Here is a 19,468-nt window from a genome sequence, read left to right on the forward strand (position 1 = left end):
AAGAGGGCTTCTGTGGCAAGGGGACTTCTGTGGCAAGAGGGCTTCTGTGGCAAGAGGGCTTCTGTGGCAAGAGGGCTTCTGTGACAAGAAGGCTTCTGTGGCGAGGGGGCTTGCCCCCGTCCGGCTGCGCAGCAGTCGTAGAGCGCCTGATGCTGTCTGATTGGACAGATGCATCAGCTATCGCAGGGCTCGCTTCGCGATCCAACGGGGGCAAGCCCCCTCGCCACAATAAGCCCCCTCGCCACAATAAGCCCGTCGGCACAACAAACAGGCGTCAGTTGAACGGGACTGTTGCAAAGTGTGTCTAGATCCTCACCGGTCCCCAAAGAGCGAAAACCCATGACTACCTCAACCTCTCACTACACCGGCGAAGAGCGCAAAAAGCGCATCTTCGCGATTGTCGGTGCCTCGTCGGGCAACCTCGTCGAGTGGTTCGACTTCTACGTCTACGCCTTCTGCGCGATCTACTTCGCTCCGGCGTTTTTCCCCTCCGATAATCCGACTGTGCAGTTGGTGAATACCGCGGGCGTATTCGCTGCCGGGTTCCTGATGCGTCCTATCGGCGGCTGGATATTCGGCCGTGTGGCGGACAAGCACGGGCGCAAGAATTCGATGCTGATCTCGATTCTGATGATGTGCTTCGGCTCCTTGCTGATCGCCTGTCTGCCAACCTACAAGGACATTGGCGTCTGGGCGCCGATCATGTTGCTGTTCGCGCGTCTGTTGCAGGGCTTGTCGGTTGGCGGCGAGTACGGCACTACTGCGACCTACATGAGTGAAGTCGCCCTCAAAGGCCAGCGCGGTTTCTTCGCTTCGTTCCAGTACGTGACATTGATTGGCGGGCAACTGTTGGCGGTGTCGCTGGTGGTCGTGCTCCAGCAATTTCTCAGCGAGGACGAATTGCGTGCCTATGGCTGGCGGATCCCGTTTGTCGTAGGTGCCGTGGCTGCGCTGATTTCGCTGTTCCTGCGTCGTTCGCTGAAAGAAACTACCAGCAAAGAGATGCGTGAGAACAAGGATGCCGGCAGTATTGTCGCCCTGTTCCGCGACCACAAAGCGGCGTTCATCACCGTGCTTGGTTACACCGCCGGTGGCTCGCTGATTTTCTACACCTTCACCACGTACATGCAGAAATACCTGGTGAACACGGCGGGCATGCACGCGAAAACGGCCAGTTACATAATGACCGGCGCGCTGTTTCTTTATATGTGCATGCAGCCGCTGTTCGGGATGCTCGCGGACAAGATCGGTCGCCGAAACTCGATGCTCTGGTTCGGCGGCCTCGGCACTTTGTGCACCGTGCCAATCCTGCTGAGCCTGAAAACCGTCGGCAGTCCCTTTCTCGCATTCGTGCTGATTACCCTGGCGCTGGCGATCGTCAGTTTCTACACCTCGATCAGTGGCCTGGTGAAAGCCGAGATGTTCCCGCCGGAAGTGCGCGCGTTGGGCGTTGGCCTGGCTTACGCAGTGGCGAACGCGATCTTCGGCGGTTCTGCGGAATACGTGGCCCTGAGCCTGAAAGCCGCCGGCATGGAAAACTCGTTTTATTGGTACGTGACGGTGATGATGGCGGTAGCGTTCCTGTTCAGCTTGCGTCTGCCGAAGCAGGCCAAATACCTGCACCACGACCTTTGACCCACCCCGCGTGGGCCACACCGGCCCACGTTTGCAAGGACTGTTTATGAACCAGCTGTTCGATGCCTACTTCACTGCCCGTGACATGCGTGAAGTGTTCTGCGATCACGGCCGGGTTCAGGCCATGCTCGATTTCGAAGCGGCGCTGGCCCGGGCAGAAGCGCGGGTCGGACTGATTCCGCAGAGCGTCGTCGTGCCCATCGAAGCGGCGTGTCGCGCCGAGCATTATGATTTCGTCGCGCTCGGGGATGCGATCGCGACCGCGGGCAATTCGGCGATTCCGTTGGTCAAGGCCTTGGGCAAACGGCTGGCGGCAACTGATGCCGACGCCGAGCGTTATGTGCACCTGGGCGCGACCAGTCAGGACGTAATGGACACGGGTCTGGTGCTGCAGATTCGCCAGGCGCTGGTATTGATTGAGCAGGATCTGGCGCAGCTCGGCGAGATTCTCGCGACTCAAGCGCTGCGCTATGTCGCCACGCCGTTGGCCGGACGCACCTGGTTGCAGCACGCGACGCCGGTCACGCTGGGGATGAAAATCGCTGGCTGGCTGGGCGCAGTGACGCGCAGTCGGCAACGTCTGCAACAACTCAAACCGCGCTTGCTGGTCCTGCAATTTGGCGGTGCTTCCGGAACGCTCGCGGCCTTGGGCGACCGCGCCATGCCGATTGCCGAAGCGCTGGCCGAGGAACTGCAACTGACGTTGCCTGATCAGCCGTGGCACACCCAGCGTGATCGTCTGGTGGAATTCGGCGCGGTGCTTGGCTTGATCGCCGGCAGTCTCGGCAAACTGGGTCGCGACATCAGCCTGTTGATGCAGACCGAGGCCGGCGAAGTGTTCGAGCCCTCGGCGCCGGGCAAGGGCGGCTCCTCGACCATGCCGCACAAACGCAATCCGGTGGGCGCGGCGGTGCTGATTGGCGCGGCGACGCGGGTACCCGGTTTGCTCTCGACGTTATTCAGCGCGATGCCGCAGGAGCATGAGCGCAGCCTCGGCCTGTGGCATGCCGAGTGGGAAACCCTGCCGGAAATTTGCTGCCTGGTATCCGGCGCGTTGCAGCAGGCGCTGCTGGTCGCTGATGGGTTGGAGGTGGATGCCGAGCGCATGGCACGCAATCTGGATCTGACTCAGGGGCTGGTGCTGGCCGAGGCGGTGAGCATCGTCCTCGCGCAACGGGTGGGCCGTGACACCGCGCACCATCTGCTCGAGCAATGCTGCAAACGCGCTGTCGCCGAACGGCGGCATTTGCGTGCGGTACTCGGCGAGGAGCCGAAGGTCATCGCCGAGTTATCTGTCGCTGAGCTCGATCAACTGTTGGACCCCGCGCACTACCTTGGTCAGGCCCACACGTGGGTCGATCGCGCGGTGGCCGAACATTCTGCAATGACTGCTTGAAGGAGATTGCTGTGACTTTCGTACAACTCGCCGAGGGCGAACTGCATTACCGGTTTGACGGGCCCGAGGATGGGCCGGTGCTGGTGCTGTCCAACTCGTTGGGCACCGACTTGCACATGTGGGACGCGCAGATTGCCGCGTTCAGCGAGCACTTTCGCGTGCTGCGTTTTGACACCCGCGGGCATGGTCAGTCGCTGGTGACTCCGGGGCCTTACCGCATCGAACAACTAGGTCGCGATGTACTGGCCTTGCTCGATGCGTTGCACATTGATAAAGCACATTTCTGTGGGCTATCAATGGGCGGCCTGATCGGCCAATGGCTGGGGATCAACGCCGCTGATCGTCTGAACAAGCTGGTGGTGTGCAATACCGCGGCGAAAATCGGCGATCCATCGGTGTGGGACCCGCGCATCGAAACCGTGCTACGCGACGGTCCGGCGGCCATGGTCGCGCTGCGCGACGCGTCGATTGCGCGCTGGTTCACGGCGGATTTTGCTGAAGCTAATCCTGAGGTGGCGATGCAGATCACCGACATGCTGGCGGCGACATCGCCTGAAGGGTATGCGGCCAATTGCGCCGCGGTGCGCGATGCCGATTTCCGCGATCAACTGTCGTCGATCAAGGTGCCGCTGCTGGTGATTGCCGGCAGCGAGGACGCGGTCACGCCGCCGTCGGGTGGACACTTTATTCAGCAGCATGTGCAGGGTGCCGAGTACGCTGAGTTCTACGCCGCGCACCTGTCCAACGTGCAGGCCGGCGAAGCGTTCAGCGAGCGTGTTGTAGCATTCCTGTCGGGCCGTTGAGGAGTTTTCCGTGGACGAGAAGCAACGTTACGAAGAAGGCATGAGCGTGCGCCGCGCCGTGCTCGGCGACGCGCATGTCGATCGCAGCCTGAATGCGTTGACCGAGTTCAACTCGGAGTTTCAGGAAATGATCACCCGTCACGCCTGGGGTGACATCTGGACCCGTCCGGGGCTGGAACGCCATACCCGCAGTCTGATCACCATCGCGATGCTGATCGGCATGAACCGCAGCGAAGAACTCAAACTGCACCTGCGCGCCGCCGCCAACAATGGCGTCAGCCGTGGCGAGATCAAGGAAGTAATCATGCAGAGCGCGATCTACTGCGGGATTCCGGCGGCTAACGCCACGTTCCATCTGGCGGAGTCGGTGTGGGATGAATTGGGGGTTGAATCGCGGGAGTGATTCGCTGGTTCAGCGGCGCCTGCCCCGGCCCCATCGCGAGCAGGCTTGCTCCCACAATAATCCAGTGCGAACGCCAAATTTGTGGTCTTCGAAGATCCCCTGTGGGACCGAGCCTGCTCGCGAAAGCGGTGCGCCAGTCGCTATTCAAATTGACTGACCCGCCCCATCGCGAGCAGGCTCGCTCCCACAGGTTTTGCGGATAGAACAAGTTTGCGGTTCTGCCACGGATTCTGTGGGAGCGAGCCTGCTCGCGATAGGCCAGACCAGAACCTCACCTATTGCGCAGCCAACAAAAAGCCCACCAAAAGGTGGGCTTCGTGTTTACAACATCATCAGAACAACTTCAGTTCCGGCGCTTGTTCTTTCTGCCGCTGGACCTGAGCTGTTTGCTCATTCCAGCCCCCACCCAGTGCCTTGTACAGATTAACGGCGCTGTTGAGCTGTGCCAGACGGTCGGTGATCAGCGCCTGTTGCGCACTGAACAGCTGACGCTGGGCATCAAGGAAGGTCAGGTTACTGTCGACACCGATGCGATAACGTCGCTCGGCCAAACGGTAGTAATCCTGGTTGGCCTGGACGAAATCACGCTGAGCCTGCAACTGCTCGGTGTAGGTCTGACGTGCAGCCAAGCCGTCGGCGACTTCCTGGAAGGCCGTTTGAATGGACTTCTCGTAGTTCGCCACGCTGATTTCTTTCTGGATTTTCGAGTAATCCAGGCTGGCGCGCAGGCTGCCGGCATTGAAGATAGGCAGGTTAATCTGCGGCTGGAACAGCCACGTGCCCGAACCACCCTTGAACAGGCCGGACAGGTCGGGGCTGAGCGTGCCGGCATTGGCAGTCAGGCTGATGCTCGGGAAGAACGCCGCCCGTGCCGCGCCGATATTGGCGTTGGCCGCTTTCAGGTTGTACTCGGCCTGGAGAATGTCCGGACGACGCTGCAGCAGATCCGACGGCAGGCCGGGCGGTACTTCGCTCAGCAAGTCATCGGACAGTGGCTTGGCCGCTTGCAAATTGGCCGGGATGCCGGTACCGAGCAGCAATACGAGGCTGTTTTCATCCTGAGCAACCTGGCGAGTGTAGCGAGCCAGTTGCGCGCGGGCGTTTTCCACCGAGGTGCGCGACTGCGCCAGGTCCAGGGCCGAGGCGACACCGACTTCATTGCTGCGGGAAGTGAGCTTCAGGCTCTCTTCAAACGCACCCAAGGTATCCTGCGTCAGCTTGAGCAGCTCTTTATCGGCCTGCCAGGTCATGTAGGCGTTGGCGACGTTGGCGACCAGACTGATTTGCGTGCTGCGACGGCCTTCTTCTGTGGCGAAATACTGCTGCAGCGCTTCTTCGCTGAGGCTGCGAACCCGACCGAACAGGTCGAGCTCATAGGCGCTGATGCCTACGGTGGCGGAGTAGGAACTGACGATACCCGATTCGCCGGTCTGCGATGCATTCGCCGGAACCCGCTGGCGGCTGCCGCTGCCATTGGCGGAAACGGCCGGGAACAGGTCTGCACGCTGGATGCGGTACTGCGCCGCGAAGGCATCGATGTTCAGCGCCGCGACACGCAGGTCGCGGTTGTTTTCCAGCGCAACCTTGATCAGCTGCTGCAACGCCGGGTCATGGAAAAACTGCTTCCAGCCCTGTTCGGCAGCAGCCTGGCTCGGCGCCTGGGCCGGCGAGTAGGCCGGCCCCTGTGGGTATTGCTGCGCCACCGGTGCGGCGGGCTGCTGATAATCAGGTATCAGCGAGCAACCGCTCAGCACGAAGGCGGCAACAGCGAGGGAGAGTAGCGACTTGCTCATTGGCCAGCCTCTTTTGGAGTTTCAATAGCATCATCCTGATCGGCTTTTTTGCGCTGGCCGATGGACGACACGGTGACAAAGAACAGAGGTACCCAGAAGATCGCCAGGACCGTTGCCGTGATCATACCGCCAATAACGCCGGTACCGATCGCATGTTGGCTGCCCGAACCTGCGCCGGTGGAAATTGCCAGCGGTACCACACCGAGCACGAAGGCGAGCGAGGTCATGATGATCGGGCGCAGACGCATCCGGCACGCTTCGATCGCCGCTTCGCGCAAGGTTCGCCCTTGCTCATGCAGTTCCTTGGCGAATTCGACAATCAGGATAGCGTTTTTCGCCGCCAGCCCGATGGTCGTCAACAGGCCCACCTGGAAGTAAACGTCGTTGGACAGGCCGCGCAGGCTGGTTGCCAACAGCGCACCGATGATCCCCAAAGGCACCACCAGCATCACCGCAATCGGGATCGACCAGCTTTCATACAACGCCGCCAGACACAGGAACACCATCAGCAGCGACAACGCGTACAGCGCGGGTGCTTGCGAACCGGACAAGCGTTCTTCGTACGACAGACCGGTCCAGGAAATGCCGACACCGGTCGGCAGTTTCTTCGCCAGCGCTTCGACTTCGGCCATGGCTTCACCGGTGGAATAACCCGGCGCCGGAGCCCCGAGGATTTCCATCGCTTCTACGCCGTTGTATCGCGACAGCTTCGGTGCACCGTAAATCCACTCACCCTTGGCGAAGGCCGTGAACGGCACCATGGTTCCGGCGCTGTTGCGTACGTACCACTTCTTCACGTCTTCAGGGCTCATGCGCGAATCAGGCTGGCCTTGCACGTAAACCTTCTTCACCCGGCCGCGGTCGATGAAGTCGTTCACATAGCTACTGCCCAAAGCGATCGACAAGGTGTTGTTGATGTCGGTGAGCGTCACGCCGAGGGCGCTGGCTTTCTCGTCATCGATTTCCAACTGGTATTGCGGCTCGTCGTTCAGGCCGTTCGGGCGCACTTGTGAAAGCACTTTGCTTTGCGCCGCCATGCCGAGGAACTGATTACGCGCTTCCATCAGTTTTTCGTGACCGATACCGGCGCGATCCTGGAGGAACACGTCGAAACCGGTGGCGTTGCCCAACTCGAGTACTGCCGGCGGGGCAAACGCGAACACCATCGCATCGCGGAATGTGAAGAAGTGCTGCTGCGCCCGTGCGGCAAGGCTGGACACGCTGTTGTCAGCGTTACGCTCGTCCCACGGTTTGAGCATGATGAACGCCATACCCGAACTCTGCCCACGGCCGGCGAAGTTGAAGCCGGTTACGGTAAACACCGAAGCCACCGCATCGCCTTCACCGCCATCCTTGGTCGGACGCAGAAGGAATTCGCGCATTTCGTCCACAACCACCTGAGTACGCTGGGCACTGGAACCGGCCGGAGTTTGCACCTGGGCAAACAGTACGCCCTGGTCTTCTTCCGGCAGGAATGCCGTCGGAATGCGGGTGAACAGCCAGATCATGCCAACCACGATGATCAAGTACGCCAACAGATACGGCGCCTTGTGCGTGAGCATGTTACCGACGCCGCGCTCGTAGCTTCTGACACCACGGTCGAAACTGCGATTGAACCAGCCGAAGAAGCCGCGTTTCGGTGTGCCGTGCTCGCCTTTCGGAATCGGCTTGAGCATGGTCGCGCAGAGCGCCGGGGTAAAGATCAACGCCACCAGTACCGACAGCGCCATGGCCGAAACAATGGTGATCGAGAACTGTTTGTAGATCACACCGGTGGAACCGCTGAAGAACGCCATCGGCAGCAATACCGCCGACAGCACCAGGGCGATACCGACCAGTGCCCCCTGGATCTGCCCCATGGATTTCTTCGTGGCCTCCTTGGGTGACAGGCCTTCTTCGCTCATCACCCGTTCGACGTTCTCCACCACAACGATGGCGTCGTCCACCAGCAACCCGATGGCGAGCACCATGCCGAACATGGTCAGGGTGTTAATGCTGAAACCGAATGCCGCGAGGATCCCGAACGTACCGAGCAATACTACTGGCACGGTCATCGTGGTGATAACGGTGGCGCGGAAGTTCTGCAGGAACAGGAACATCACCAGGAACACCAGCACGATCGCTTCGACCAGGGTTTCCACTACACCCTTGATTGACTCGGTTACCACCGGCGTGGTGTCGTACGGGAACACCACTTCCATGCCTTGCGGGAAGAAGGGCTTGAGCGTTTCGATGGTGTTGCGCAGGGCTTTCGCGGTGTCCAGGGCGTTGGCACCGTTGGCCAGTTTTACTGCCAGACCGGACGCCGGGCTGCCATTGAACTGGGCGCTGATGGCGTAGTTCTCACCGCCCAGACCTACATCGGCAACGTCGCCGACACGCACTTGCGAACCGTCGCTGTTGACCTTCAGCAGAATCGCCTTGAACTGCTCGGCAGTTTGCAGGCGGGTCTTGCCGATGATCGTTGCGTTCAACTGCTGGCCTTGTACGGCAGGCAAGCCACCGAGCTGACCGGAGGAGACCTGGACGTTCTGCGCGGCGATGGCGTTTTTCACGTCAACCGGAGTCAGGTTGAAGTTGTTCAGCTTGGCCGGATCGAGCCAGATACGCATCGCGTACTGAGCGCCGAAGACCTGAAAGTCACCGACACCGGCGGTCCGCGAGATCGGGTCCTGCATGTTCGACACGATGTAGTTGGACAGGTCGTCCTTGGTCATGCTGCCGTCGCGCGACACCACGCCAATCACCATCAGGAAGTTTTTCACTGCCTTGGTGACACGGATCCCCTGTTGCTGCACTTCTTGCGGCAGCAGTGGGGTGGCCAGGTTCAACTTGTTCTGCACCTGAACCTGCGCGGTGTCAGAGTTGGTGCCTTGCTCGAAGGTGGCGGTGATGGTCATGCTGCCGTCGGAGTTACTTTCCGAAGACACATAACGCAGGTTGTCGATGCCGTTGAGTTGCTGCTCGATCACCTGAACCACGGTGTCCTGCACGGTTTGTGCGGACGCACCCGGGTAGGTCACGGAAATGGCGATCGCCGGCGGCGCAATGCTCGGGTATTGATTGATCGGCAACTTGAGGATCGAGAGTGCCCCGACCAGCATGATCACCAGGGCAATTACCCAGGCGAAAATCGGACGGTCGATAAAAAATTTCGACATGGTTTACTCCCCTTTGCCGCTGGAAGCCTTGTCAGCTGCCTGTGCGGGGGCCGGGTTCCTGGTGCCGACGTTGGTCGCTTCAGTGGCTTTCACTTCCGCTCCTGGTTTGACGTATTGCAGCCCTTCAGTGATCAGGCGATCGCCGGCCTTCAAGCCGTCTTCGATCAACCACTGACTGCCCACCGTGCGGCTGGCCTTGAGCTGACGCAGTTCGACCTTGTTGTCCGGGCCGACGACCAGTGCGGTCGGGGCGCCTTTGAGATCGCGCGTCACGCCTTGCTGCGGCGCCAGAATCGCGGCTGCGTTCACACCGGCCTGCAATTGCGCATGCACGAACATGCCTGGCAGTAAGGTGTGATCCGGGTTCGGGAACACGGCTCGCAGGGTCACCGAGCCTGTGGTCTGATCCACCGACACTTCAGAAAACTCGAGCTTGCCCACTTGCTTGTATTCGCTGCCGTCCTCAAGGGTCAGCTTGACCGCTGCGGCAGTATCACCCGCTTTTTGCAGGCGACCGCTTTCCAGTTCGCGGCGCAGCTCCAGCAGTTCCACCGACGATTGGGTCACATCGACGTAAATCGGGTCGAGCTGCTGAATGACCGCCATGGCGTCGGTCTGACCGTTGGTCACCAGGGCGCCTTCGGTGAACGAAGAACGACCGATGCGCCCGGAGATAGGCGCATAGACCTTGGTGTAGCGCACGTTGATCTGCGCGCTCTGCAAGCTGGCTTCCGATTGCATACGGTTGGCCAGGGCGGTGTCGTATTCCTGACGGCTCACTGCCTGCTCATCGACCAGTTGCTTGTAGCGATCAGAGATTGACTTGGTCTGCTGGAAGTTGGCCTGGGCGCTCTTCAGCGTGGCTTCATACACGGCCGGATCGATCTGATACAGCTGCTGACCGGCCTTGACGTCCCCACCCTCCTTGAACAGACGCTTGAGAATGATGCCATTGACTTGGGGGCGAACTTCGGCGATGCGGAACGCGCTGGTGCGGCCCGGTAGTTCGGATGTCAGGGTGAAGGCTTGAGGTTGCAGGGTAACAACGCCGACCTGAGGAGGCGGTGCGGCAGGTGCCGCTTCTTCCTTTTTACATCCGCTGAGCAGCGATGCCAGGGCGACGGCAGTGACCAGAGCGGTAACAGCTGGCTTGAATTGCATGAAAATCCTCGGGTCAGGCGCGCTGTGTGCGCACTCGAAATGTGAAAGGGTGAAAAATGTGCGCTGAGTGGATAAGTAGCTTGCTAAGGAATATACTTACGTTCATGGTTGTTTGTAAATACCTTTGCTGCGTATCCTTCTCGTTACAAAAGCCGTGCAAAGGTTCGAATTGTAGGCCGGAGACAACGCCCAAGAGCGCTCGCTCCACTTTTATTCAGCTGATATTCAGACATCACTGAAGCACCCTGATTGAGGTTGTACTGCCATGGTCCGTCGTACCAAAGAGGAAGCCCAGGAGACACGTAGCCAGATACTCGAAGCGGCGGAGAAAGCCTTCTTCGAGCGGGGTGTGGCGCGCACGACGCTGGCGGACATCGCCACCCTCGCTGGCGTGACACGCGGTGCCATCTACTGGCACTTCAGTAACAAGGCCGACCTGGTGCAGGCCATGCTCGATACGTTGCACGAGCCGCTCGATGAAATGGCCAAAGCCAGTGAGAGCGAAGATGAACTCGACCCGCTGGGGTGCATGCGCAATCTGCTGATTCATTTGTTTCAACAAGTTGCTCTGGATCCGAAGACCCGGCGCATCAACGAAATTTTGTTCCATAAGTGCGAATTCACCGATGAAATGTGCGATCTGCGCCAGCAGCGACAGACGGTCAGTCTCGATTGCAATGTACGCATCGCTCTGGCCCTCACCAATGCGGTGAATCGCGGCCAGTTGCCGGAGAATCTCGACACGGCTCGCGCGGCCATCAGCTTGCACGCTTACATCGACGGCATGCTCTACCAGTGGCTGCTGGCCCCGGACAGCTTTCAGTTGCACATAGACGCCGAGCGCTGGGTCGATACAGGCCTGGACATGCTGCGCCTGAGCCCGAGCCTGCGCAATTGAAACAAGCTGCAAAATGCTGGAGGAACCCTCAAGCGCCTGAACCGATTAATTCGCGCTTGATGTAGCAGCTGGCGAAGCCTGCGTCCGACTGATGCGGTCTCCCTAACGCGCACAAGGATGCTTTTATATACGCGCGGCCCCTCCGATGACAGGGCGCGGCCCCGGTATTTTGTAGGAATTTTGTGTCGTTTGTGTGAGTGCAGGTTAGCCGCAGACAGCGAAATAGCCCGTCAGAACATCAGGCTCATGCGCCGTTCATAACCAATCCTGCCCTTGTAGGCTTCGCCGCGATCCAGCCATCCGAAGCTTGCATAGAGCGCGATGGCCGCTGCGTTATCCGCATCCACCGACAATTCCAGTGCCCTGATTTCCGGAAACGTCCGACGCGCCAGTTCGGGCAAAGCCTGCAGACAGGCCTTGCCATATCCTTTGCCCTGAGCGCGCTGGTCCACTTGCAACGCATGCAGGGTCGCGCTGTGCTCGTCGGCCCAGGCAGGCAGGGCGGGCGGACGTTTAAGCAGCAGAAAAGCGACCGGAATTTCCTCGACCAACAACGCAAAGCCTTTGACCCCGGGACCCGGTTTGGACAGCAAGGTGTGCAAAGCACCGTGAATATCGCCGCTGAATTTCAATTGTGCCTGATGAACTTCAATCGTCTCGACCTGCTGGCGCTGCAGCGCGTTCAGGTTTTCGTAAGGCGTGAGTGTGGCCGTCACTGGATTGTCCTTTTTCCTAGATGAATTAGCCTCGGATTCTAGCGAGTTTGCGCCCATGGATTATTGTTAATTTGATTGTCGATCCGGCTCCTCGCCAGACGACTAAGGGTGTCTTCACACAATAACAACGGAGAACCTTCATGAACGCCACTCACGAAATCGAGCGTCTGATCGACACCTATCGTCAGGCCGTGATGGGCAAGGATGTCGAGCAACTGATGACCCTGTACGGCGATGACATCGTTTCCTACGACGCGGTCAAGGCGCTGCAATTTCGCGGCAAGGCGGCCTACCGCGCGCACTGGCTCGAATGCATGGAAATGTGCCAGGGCGCGCACAAGATCGACTTCGATCAGGTCAATATCGTCGTCGACGAACACATCGCCTTCGCCCACTGGCTCGCGCATTGCGGCGGCACCAACGAGCAGGGCGAAACCCAGGCCTGCTGGATGCGCGTGACCGCCTGCTATCGGCGCGACTCCGGGCAGTGGCGCATTGTCCACGAACACTGGTCGGCGCCGTTCGACATGATGAGCGGCACGGCGTTGTTCGACTTGCAGCCGTGATCGTTTATCGGGAAGCGGCGCGAAATCGTCGATCTGAGCCATAGTTGATCAGTTGGATTGCGGAGGGTCACATGAAGTACTTATGCCTGGTCTACAGCAATGAACAGCAATTGCACGCGCTGCCTGAAAGTCCCAAGGATGCGGAGTGCATGGCCTATGCCGAATCGATCCAGAGCAGTGGTCGGATGCTCGCCGCCGAGGCGCTGGAGACGGTACAGACGGCGACAACCGTGCGCATGCGTAACGGCAAAATGTCGATCACCGACGGGCCGTTCGCTGAAACCAAGGAGCAGTTGGCCGGCTTCTATCTGATCGATGCCAAAGACCTCAACGAGGCCCTCCAGGTCGCCGGCAATATCCCGGCGGCGCGGGTCGGCAGTGTCGAGGTGCGACCCGTTCGCCAGTTGAATCCCTGAATAACAAGCACAAACACAGGAGTTCCCCATGAGCCCGCCACCCGTGTCACGCACGCCCGCGACATTCGAGTTGTCCATCAGCCGCCTGATTGACGCACCGCGCAGCCGACTCTTCCGCGCCTGGACCGAGCCGGCGTTGCTCGCGCAATGGTGGGGCCCCCATGGCATGACCACCCCCGAATGCGAAATGGACCTGTGGGTCGGCGGCCAGTTTCGTACGTTGATGCGTGCACCCGATGGCGCCGAATACCCGACCATGGGCGTTTTTCTAGAGATTGTCGCGCCTGAGCGGCTGGTGTTCACTGATGCCTTCATTCCTGGCTGGATTCCTTCGGGAAAACCGTTCATGGCGGCCGAAGTAACGCTGCAGGAACAGGGCGGCCAAACGTTGTACACCGCTCGCGCCATGCACTGGTCGGAACAGGATCGGCAGGCCCACGAAGCGATGGGCTTCCACGATGGTTGGGGGCAGAGCCTGGATCGGCTGGAAACCCTGGTGACCCAAGGCATGCCGGACTGATGACCGGCGCGTTGGTCTCGGCTCGGGTCGAACAGGTTTATCGCGAGGAGTCGCGGCGAATCCTGGCGACGCTGATCCGTTTGCTCGGCGATTTCGACCTCGCTGAAGAGGCCTTGCACGAGGCCTTTTTTGTCGCGGTGGAGCGTTGGCAGCGTGATGGTGTGCCAGACAACCCGCGGGCGTGGCTGGTTTCCACGGGGCGGTTCAAGGCGATTGATGTGCTGCGGCGGCGCGCCCGTTTTGCTGCATCGCGGCCGCTATTGATCGCGCAACTAGAGGCGCTGGAGCAGGCCGACTGGAGTGATGAAGACGTGGAGGACGATCGCCTGCGCCTGATTTTCACCTGCTGTCACCCGGCCCTCGCCGCAGATGCCCAAGTGCCGCTGACGTTGCGCGAAGTCTGCGCCCTGACCACAGAGGAAATCGCCCGGGCGTTTCTTGCCGCGCCCAGCGCGATTGCCCAGCGGATCGTGCGCGCCAAGGCAAAAATCCGCGACGCGAATATCCCCTATCAGGTGCCCACTCTGGCGGAGTTGCCCGAGCGCCTCGACAGCGTGTTGCGGGTAATTTATCTGGTGTTCAACGAAGGCTATTCGACGTCTGTCGGCACTGAGCTGACCCGCGAGGATTTGACCGGCGAGGCGATTCGTCTTGGTCGTTTGCTGATGGAGTTATTGCCGGAACCGGAAGTGATGGGACTGTTGGCGCTGATGCTGCTGCATGAATCGCGGCGACCGGCCCGGACGTCTGCCAGCGGTGAGCTGGTGGTGCTGGATGAGCAGGACCGTTCGCTGTGGGATGCCGGGATGATTGCCGAAGGCTGTGGGCTGGTGGAAGTGGCGCTCAGCCGTGGGCGCTTCGGACCTTATTGCCTGCAGGCAGCGATAGCGGCGGTGCATGCGCAAGCGTCAACAGCGGGCGAGACGGACTGGGTGCAGATTGTCGGTCTGTATGACGTGTTGCTGAGGGCAGTGCCTTCGCCGGTGATAGAACTGAATCGCGCCGCGGCAATTTCACGACGGGATGGGCCGTTAGCCGGGCTGGTCTTGGTTGAGGGGATCATGGCGCGCGGCGAATTGCTCGATTATCACCTGGCGCATTCAGCGCGGGCCGATTTCTATCGGCAGCTGGGACGTGACGACGAAGCGCGTGCAGCCTATGAAAGAGCGCTGGAACTGACACAGCAGGTGCCGGAGCGACGGTTTATCGAGGCGCGGATCAAGGCGTTGCGCTGAGGCGAACGGCCCCTCATCCGGAGCAACACAAACCTGTGGCGAGGGGGTTTACCCCCGTTGGGTCGCGCAGCGAGCCCCAAAATCCGTCACTCACATTTCCCTGAAGCACCGCGAGTAACGGTTTTACGACTGCTGCGCAGCCGAACGGGGGTAAACCCCCTCGCCACAATTGCCGGGTGACGATTTCTATCGGCAGCTGGGACGTGAAGACGAAGCGCGTGCAGCCTATGAAAGAGCGCTGGAACTGACGCAGCAGGTGCCGGAGCGACGGTTTATCGAGGCGCGGATCAAGGCGTTGCGCTGAGGCGAACGGCCACGCAAAACCCTGTGGGAGCGAGCCTGCTCGCGAAGCGGTGTGTCAGTCACCGCATCTTCGCTTGTTGCACCGCATCGCGAGCAGGCTCGCTCCCACAGATTATTCGGTGGTTAGAAGCTTTTTGATCTCAGTAATCCTGCCACCTGCGAAACGCCCAGCGGCCCGGCAACCAGGGTACACGTCGCCACCAGCGCGACCAGTTTCCAGAACCCACGCGCATCCCCGGCCAGTGGCACGCCGCCGACGTTCATGCCAAAGAAACCGTCAATGATGTTGACCGGCCCAGTTCAGCGCGATTGGTCGACAGGCGTGAGGACAACAACGCCTGTCAGCGGTTTCGCCGAATATTTCAGGTTTACGTGAGCCGCATGATCGCAATTACGCATGACGGTTTTGTGACAAAAAAATAGCTGTTCAGACCTTGCTACCGACGGTCGGATTCGCCTCAAGAACCGCTCTGGCACGCCGATTTCGCATAGGTTATGTTGCGCGGCGCCGGCCTTGGTTGTCGACGTTGAAGACAGGGAAGTTCTGACAATTATCACGCCTTTTCCAGGCGTGCCTCACCTCTGTCATGAGTACCGTCCATGTTTTTGCAAAAGTCATTGAGAGCGCAAATTCTCGCCCTGTTGAGCGGCAGTCTGTTGGCGATATTGCTGATCGCGTTGGCCTGCTTCCATTTTCTCTCCGATGGCGTGCAGAGTTATGCCAGCCTGATCCAGGGGCCGCTGCGCACCTCGCAACTGATCGATGAGGCCAACCTGCAATTCAAGGTGCAGGTGCAGGAATGGAAAAACGTTTTGCTGCGTGGCAAGCAACCGGCGGACCTGGACAAATACTGGAAACAATTCGAAGACCGCCAGCGCGATGTGCAGGGCATCCTCGGCGAACTGGCCGGGCAGAAGGGCATCGAAGCGCGATTGAAAACGCGCATCGAACGCCTGCGTGCCGAACACCGTCAGCTGGGCGCGGCGTATCAGAAAGGTCGTGACGCGTACGTCGCGGCGGGCAGTGATCCGACGGCGGGCGACATGGCGGTGAAGGGCGTTGACCGCGCCGCCAGTGAACAGATGAGCGCGTTGGTCAGCGAGTTGCGCCAGCAGGGCAGCGAGCAGTCGAAGTTGATCAGCGCGAGCGCCGATCGTACGGTGTTCCTGGGGATTGTCGTCATGCTGGTGTCGGGCCTGCTGATCGGCTTGCTCAGCTTGTGGCTGGTCAACCGCAACCTGGTCGAGCCGATTCGCCGGCTGATCGAATATGTCGCTCAGCTCAGCCAGGGCAGGTTCGCCGAGCGCGTGGCCAGCACTCGTCAGGATGAACTCGGCAAACTGGCGATCGCCGCCAATACCCTGCGCGATTTCCTTGCCGAGACGTTCAGCCGGTTGCAGGCCAGCGCCAAGGATCTCGACAGCGCCAGCGGTGAACTGCAATCGATTGCCGGGCTAATGGCCAGCGGCACCAACGAGCAATTCAGCCGCACCGATCAGGTGGCCACGGCGATGAACGAAATGTCTGCCACCGCGCAGGAAGTCGCGCGTCATGCCGCCAACGCAGCACGCGCTGCCGATGATGCTGACCAGTCCGCGCAGCAGGGCGAAAAGGTCATGCAGGGCACCATCCACACCATCACGCAGATGCGCGGTGAAATCGCCAACACCGCCACGGTGATTCGTCGTCTGGAAACTGACAGCGGGCGTATCGGCAAGGTGCTCGAAGTGATTCGCGGCATCGCTGAACAAACCAACCTGCTGGCGCTGAACGCGGCTATCGAAGCAGCCCGTGCCGGTGAGGCCGGGCGCGGTTTTGCGGTGGTCGCGGATGAGGTGCGCAGCCTCGCGCAACGCACGGCGGCGTCGATCATCGAGATCAATCAGATCATACAAACCGTGCAGACCGGTGCAGTGGACGCCGCGCAGGCCATCGAAAGCGGGCAGTCGCGCAGCGAAGAAAGCGTCGAGCAAGTGACTCAGGCTGGCGCCATGCTCGAGCGCATTACCCATGCAGTGGAAGCGATCCGCGACATGAACCGCCAGATCGCCACGGCCGCCGAGGAGCAGACCTCCGTGGCCGAGGACATCTCGCGCAACCTCACTGAAATCACCAGTATTGCCAGCACCAACCTGGACAACGTGCAACGCACCGAAGCCGCCAGCCACAACCTGCACGGCTTGTCCGGGCAACTGAACGAAGTGACCGCGCGCCTCAGCGCTTAACGCAGCGGCAGGCTGAACGTGAAAACCGTGTGCTGGTCATCGCTGGACAGCACATCGAGTTTTCCACCATGGGATCTGGCGATCTCGCTGGCGATGTACAAACCCAAACCAAGACCGGCCTGCGGCGTATCGCGGGTTGGTCGAGAATAGGGCCGGAACAAATGCGGCAACGCTTGCGGGTCAATCGTGCCGCGGCTTTTCACGCTGAGTTCGAACGTGTCGTGATCAGTCGCCGCTCTGACTTCAATCGCTCCCTCGGGATCACCATGGGCGACGGCGTTCGCCACCAGATTGGAGAGCAGTTGCATCAAACGCTCGCGGTCGCAAGGCACGCCGCCGACCTCACCAATGGCTAACTCGATGCTGCGGCCTGGGCTGACGCTTTGGATTTCTGCGATCACGTGCTGCAACGCATCTGTCAGATCCGGACACGGCTTGATGTTCACCGGAATACCTTGGCCCAGAGAGCCCCGAGTGAAGTCCAGCACATCATCGACCAGCCTGCTCGCGCGGCGTGTGCTGGTAAGGATGTGTCTCGCCAACCGGTCGCGCGGCGGGTCGGGAAACTTGCGCAGGAGAATTTCGGCGGAAGCTTCGATGGCAAACAGCGGGTTGCGCAAATCATGCCCAAGCACGGCAATAAACTGCTCACGCAATGCACCGGTCTGCTTTTCCTGCATTAGCGCCGCTTCGGTTTGCTGCTGGTTTTCTTCGGCTTCGATCTGCAAAGAGAGCATGCGCGCGAACGATTCCAGGGTGCTCTGAATGGTGCTCGCTTTAAGCTTTGCAGGGTTGGGGTCGAGCGCACAAATGGTGCCGAAGAAACGCCCATCAGTCCGGTAAACCGGCACTGAGATATAGCTTTCGAATTGGTAGAGACGGGGTGTGTGATGATCGCAGTACAGGATGTCTTCACTGGCATTGTCGATCACCACAGCACGATGGTCCTGGCGAATTTCATGGCACAGCGTGGTGACCACATCCAGTTCACCACCCACCTCCAAGCCGAAGCCGAGATCATCCAGAACCGCGCAGGCTGTCCAGGAATCTTCCGTCACGCGGGCGACTGCCGCGAAGCGCATACCGGTCATCTCACGGATAACCTGGAGTATGGCCGGCACTGCGCTGATTCGGCCAATAGTGGCAATGTCTGCTGCCGCTGTTTGCCCCATAGTTGTTGGTCTCGATAGATACAGTGACAGTGCGCATTCTATCGGGCGGAAACATGGTTGGCTTCATCGAATTCGAGCGTTCGTCCGATGCTGACCGCAAGACGCAAAAAAGCCGCACGATCCGAAAATCGTGCGGCTTATTGTGTGAGGGTGTCTCGTCCTGAATAAGGTTTACACCTTCTGGCTTCTTATCAGGAAGGTGCAATGGACACGGGCGCAAAACGTAGTCAGCGTGATTACACGCTGACTTTTAAATTGTCGGTCGTCGATCAGGTCGAAAAAGGCGAGTTGAGTTATAAAGAGGCTCAACGGCGTTATGGGATTCAGGGCCGGTCGACGGTGTTGGTTTGGTTACGCAAGCATGGTCGACAGGACTGGAGCCAAGGCGCTTCCATTCGCTCCCAGAGGATCCGACCGATGGACGAGCCCATCTTGCCGCTGACGCCCGAGCAACGAATCAAAGAGCTTGAGGAGCAGTTGGCGCTGGCGAATCAGAAAGCCAAATTCTTCGAGGACGTGGTCGATGTGCTGAAAAACGACTACGGCGTATCCATTCTAAAAAAGCGGCCCGGCAAGTCGTTGCGCAAACCCAAACCCTGAGTGTCAGCAGGGCTTGCCAGTTTATGGGGATCAGTCGCCAAGCTTATTACAAGCGTGATCGGGTCTACCGGGCCCGGCTCGAGCAAGACCAAAAGCTCATCAATTTCGTGCGCGAGATTCGCGTTCGACAGCCCTGCATCGGTGCCCGCAAGCTGCACTCCCTGATGCATGCCAAGCTTGATAGGCAAGATTTGCATGTTGGCAGAGATCGCCTGTTTGAAGTCTTGCGTGATCACCGCCAACTGGTTCGTAGAAAACGGGCCTATCACAAGACGACCGATAGCCATCATCGCTTCCGCTGCCATCCCAACCTTCTGAAGCCCGGTCCACGGCAAGTCGTTGCGACTGGGCCGGAGCAGGTCTGGGTCGCGGATATCACCTACCTCCCTACGCAAGAAGGCTCCGCCTATCTGAGCCTGGTGACGGATGCCTACTCCAGAAAGATCGTTGGCTACCACGTACAT

Annotated in this window: 15 protein-coding genes and 3 pseudogenes; 12 read left to right on the top strand and 6 right to left on the bottom strand. The window is 59.8% G+C overall.

The window, feature by feature from the left end; translation table 11 throughout:
* Positions 1–339 precede the first annotated feature (339 nt).
* The 4 genes from F8N12_RS16125 to pcaC are packed head-to-tail and all read left to right on the top strand — an operon-like array spanning position 340 to position 4,237.
* Complete coding sequence (locus F8N12_RS16125) at positions 340–1,635, top strand: MFS family transporter (RefSeq protein ID WP_150581324.1); 1,296 nt, start codon at positions 340–342, stop codon at positions 1,633–1,635.
* Positions 1,636–1,681: 46 nt separating this feature from the next.
* Entirely contained in the window at positions 1,682–3,031 is a 1,350-nt protein-coding gene (locus F8N12_RS16130) for a 3-carboxy-cis,cis-muconate cycloisomerase (protein WP_150581325.1), read from the top strand.
* Positions 3,032–3,042: 11 nt separating this feature from the next.
* Complete coding sequence (pcaD, locus tag F8N12_RS16135; protein WP_150581326.1) at positions 3,043–3,834, top strand: 3-oxoadipate enol-lactonase; 792 nt, start codon at positions 3,043–3,045, stop codon at positions 3,832–3,834.
* A gap of 10 nt (positions 3,835–3,844) precedes the next feature.
* On the top strand, positions 3,845–4,237 hold the full coding sequence (gene pcaC, locus F8N12_RS16140; RefSeq protein ID WP_150581327.1) for a 4-carboxymuconolactone decarboxylase: 393 nt from the start codon (positions 3,845–3,847) through the stop codon (positions 4,235–4,237).
* A 332-nt stretch (positions 4,238–4,569) separates the two neighbouring features.
* Here the strand turns inward: pcaC and emhC are convergent, their stop codons facing one another.
* Genes emhC through F8N12_RS16155 form a run of 3 tightly spaced genes read right to left on the bottom strand, consistent with a single transcriptional unit; the run spans position 4,570 to position 10,352 of the window.
* Complete coding sequence (gene emhC / locus F8N12_RS16145) at positions 4,570–6,030, bottom strand: efflux RND transporter outer membrane subunit EmhC (RefSeq protein ID WP_150581328.1); 1,461 nt, start codon at positions 6,028–6,030, stop codon at positions 4,570–4,572.
* Positions 6,027–9,191: an efflux RND transporter permease subunit EmhB gene (gene emhB, locus F8N12_RS16150; protein WP_150581329.1), complete on the bottom strand. Its 3,165-nt coding sequence runs from the start codon at positions 9,189–9,191 to the stop codon at positions 6,027–6,029. The genes emhC and emhB overlap by 4 nt, the downstream gene beginning before the upstream one ends.
* A 3-nt stretch (positions 9,192–9,194) precedes the next feature.
* A complete protein-coding gene (locus F8N12_RS16155; RefSeq protein WP_150581330.1) occupies positions 9,195–10,352 on the bottom strand; it encodes an efflux RND transporter periplasmic adaptor subunit in 1,158 nt (385 codons plus the stop codon).
* A 265-nt stretch (positions 10,353–10,617) separates the two neighbouring features.
* Between F8N12_RS16155 and emhR the strand changes: the two genes are divergently transcribed.
* Positions 10,618–11,250 (top strand): efflux system transcriptional repressor EmhR, encoded by a 633-nt coding sequence (gene emhR / locus F8N12_RS16160; RefSeq protein WP_150581331.1) that lies wholly within the window; start codon positions 10,618–10,620, stop codon positions 11,248–11,250.
* Between the two features lie 230 nt (positions 11,251–11,480).
* Here emhR and F8N12_RS16165 read toward each other — a convergent pair whose 3' ends face one another.
* Positions 11,481–11,966, bottom strand: a complete 486-nt coding sequence (locus F8N12_RS16165) for a GNAT family N-acetyltransferase (protein WP_150581332.1) — start codon at positions 11,964–11,966, stop codon at positions 11,481–11,483.
* Positions 11,967–12,106: 140 nt separating this feature from the next.
* Between F8N12_RS16165 and F8N12_RS16170 the strand changes: the two genes are divergently transcribed.
* The 4 genes from F8N12_RS16170 (at position 12,107) to F8N12_RS16185 (ending at position 14,703) form a co-directional block, all read left to right on the top strand.
* Positions 12,107–12,532, top strand: coding sequence for a YybH family protein (locus F8N12_RS16170; RefSeq protein ID WP_150581333.1), 426 nt, complete (start codon positions 12,107–12,109; stop codon positions 12,530–12,532).
* Positions 12,533–12,603: 71 nt separating this feature from the next.
* Complete coding sequence (locus F8N12_RS16175) at positions 12,604–12,948, top strand: YciI family protein (RefSeq protein WP_150581334.1); 345 nt, start codon at positions 12,604–12,606, stop codon at positions 12,946–12,948.
* Between the two features lie 28 nt (positions 12,949–12,976).
* Positions 12,977–13,468, top strand: coding sequence for an SRPBCC family protein (locus F8N12_RS16180; protein ID WP_150581335.1), 492 nt, complete (start codon positions 12,977–12,979; stop codon positions 13,466–13,468).
* Entirely contained in the window at positions 13,468–14,703 is a 1,236-nt protein-coding gene (locus F8N12_RS16185) for an RNA polymerase sigma factor (protein WP_150581336.1), read from the top strand. The genes F8N12_RS16180 and F8N12_RS16185 overlap by 1 nt, the downstream gene beginning before the upstream one ends.
* A gap of 443 nt (positions 14,704–15,146) precedes the next feature.
* Here F8N12_RS16185 and F8N12_RS16190 read toward each other — a convergent pair.
* Positions 15,147–15,300, bottom strand: a pseudogene (locus tag F8N12_RS16190) (magnesium transporter CorA); the annotation flags it as partial.
* Between the two features lie 888 nt (positions 15,301–16,188).
* On the opposite strand from F8N12_RS16190, the pseudogene F8N12_RS28280 reads away from it, so the two are divergent.
* Both F8N12_RS28280 and F8N12_RS28285 read left to right on the top strand, forming a co-directional pair.
* Positions 16,189–16,299: pseudogene (locus F8N12_RS28280) on the top strand (hypothetical protein); the annotation flags it as partial.
* A 228-nt stretch (positions 16,300–16,527) separates the two neighbouring features.
* The gene (locus F8N12_RS28285; protein ID WP_412072152.1) at positions 16,528–17,232 is read left to right on the top strand and encodes a methyl-accepting chemotaxis protein; all 705 of its coding nucleotides are present in this window, start codon (positions 16,528–16,530) and stop codon (positions 17,230–17,232) included.
* On the opposite strand, the gene F8N12_RS16200 is transcribed toward F8N12_RS28285, so the two are convergent.
* On the bottom strand, positions 17,229–18,404 hold the full coding sequence (locus F8N12_RS16200) for a GAF domain-containing sensor histidine kinase (RefSeq protein ID WP_150581338.1): 1,176 nt from the start codon (positions 18,402–18,404) through the stop codon (positions 17,229–17,231). The genes F8N12_RS28285 and F8N12_RS16200 overlap by 4 nt on opposite strands.
* Before the next feature lie 204 nt (positions 18,405–18,608).
* On the opposite strand from F8N12_RS16200, the pseudogene F8N12_RS16205 reads away from it, so the two are divergent.
* Positions 18,609–19,468 (top strand): annotated as a pseudogene (locus tag F8N12_RS16205) (IS3 family transposase); the annotation flags it as partial.

Origin of the sequence: Pseudomonas fluorescens (assembly GCF_902497625.1) — a bacterium.
Taxonomy (GTDB): Bacteria; Pseudomonadota; Gammaproteobacteria; order Pseudomonadales; family Pseudomonadaceae; genus Aquipseudomonas; species Aquipseudomonas fluorescens_BQ.

Bases quoted from the DNA above. Each gene is read 5' to 3' on its own strand.
- F8N12_RS16125 (WP_150581324.1), top strand. From the start codon at position 340: ATGACTACCTCAACCTCTCACTACACCGGCGAAGAGCGCAAAAAGCGC.
- F8N12_RS16130 (WP_150581325.1), top strand. From the start codon at position 1,682: ATGAACCAGCTGTTCGATGCCTACTTCACTGCCCGTGACATGCGTGAA.
- emhC (WP_150581328.1), bottom strand. From the start codon at position 6,030: ATGAGCAAGTCGCTACTCTCCCTCGCTGTTGCCGCCTTCGTGCTGAGC.
- emhB (WP_150581329.1), bottom strand. From the start codon at position 9,191: ATGTCGAAATTTTTTATCGACCGTCCGATTTTCGCCTGGGTAATTGCC.
- F8N12_RS16155 (WP_150581330.1), bottom strand. From the start codon at position 10,352: ATGCAATTCAAGCCAGCTGTTACCGCTCTGGTCACTGCCGTCGCCCTG.
- emhR (WP_150581331.1), top strand. From the start codon at position 10,618: ATGGTCCGTCGTACCAAAGAGGAAGCCCAGGAGACACGTAGCCAGATA.
- F8N12_RS16170 (WP_150581333.1), top strand. From the start codon at position 12,107: ATGAACGCCACTCACGAAATCGAGCGTCTGATCGACACCTATCGTCAG.
- F8N12_RS16175 (WP_150581334.1), top strand. From the start codon at position 12,604: ATGAAGTACTTATGCCTGGTCTACAGCAATGAACAGCAATTGCACGCG.
- F8N12_RS16180 (WP_150581335.1), top strand. From the start codon at position 12,977: ATGAGCCCGCCACCCGTGTCACGCACGCCCGCGACATTCGAGTTGTCC.
- F8N12_RS16185 (WP_150581336.1), top strand. From the start codon at position 13,468: ATGACCGGCGCGTTGGTCTCGGCTCGGGTCGAACAGGTTTATCGCGAG.
- F8N12_RS28285 (WP_412072152.1), top strand. From the start codon at position 16,528: ATGTCTGCCACCGCGCAGGAAGTCGCGCGTCATGCCGCCAACGCAGCA.
- F8N12_RS16200 (WP_150581338.1), bottom strand. From the start codon at position 18,404: ATGGGGCAAACAGCGGCAGCAGACATTGCCACTATTGGCCGAATCAGC.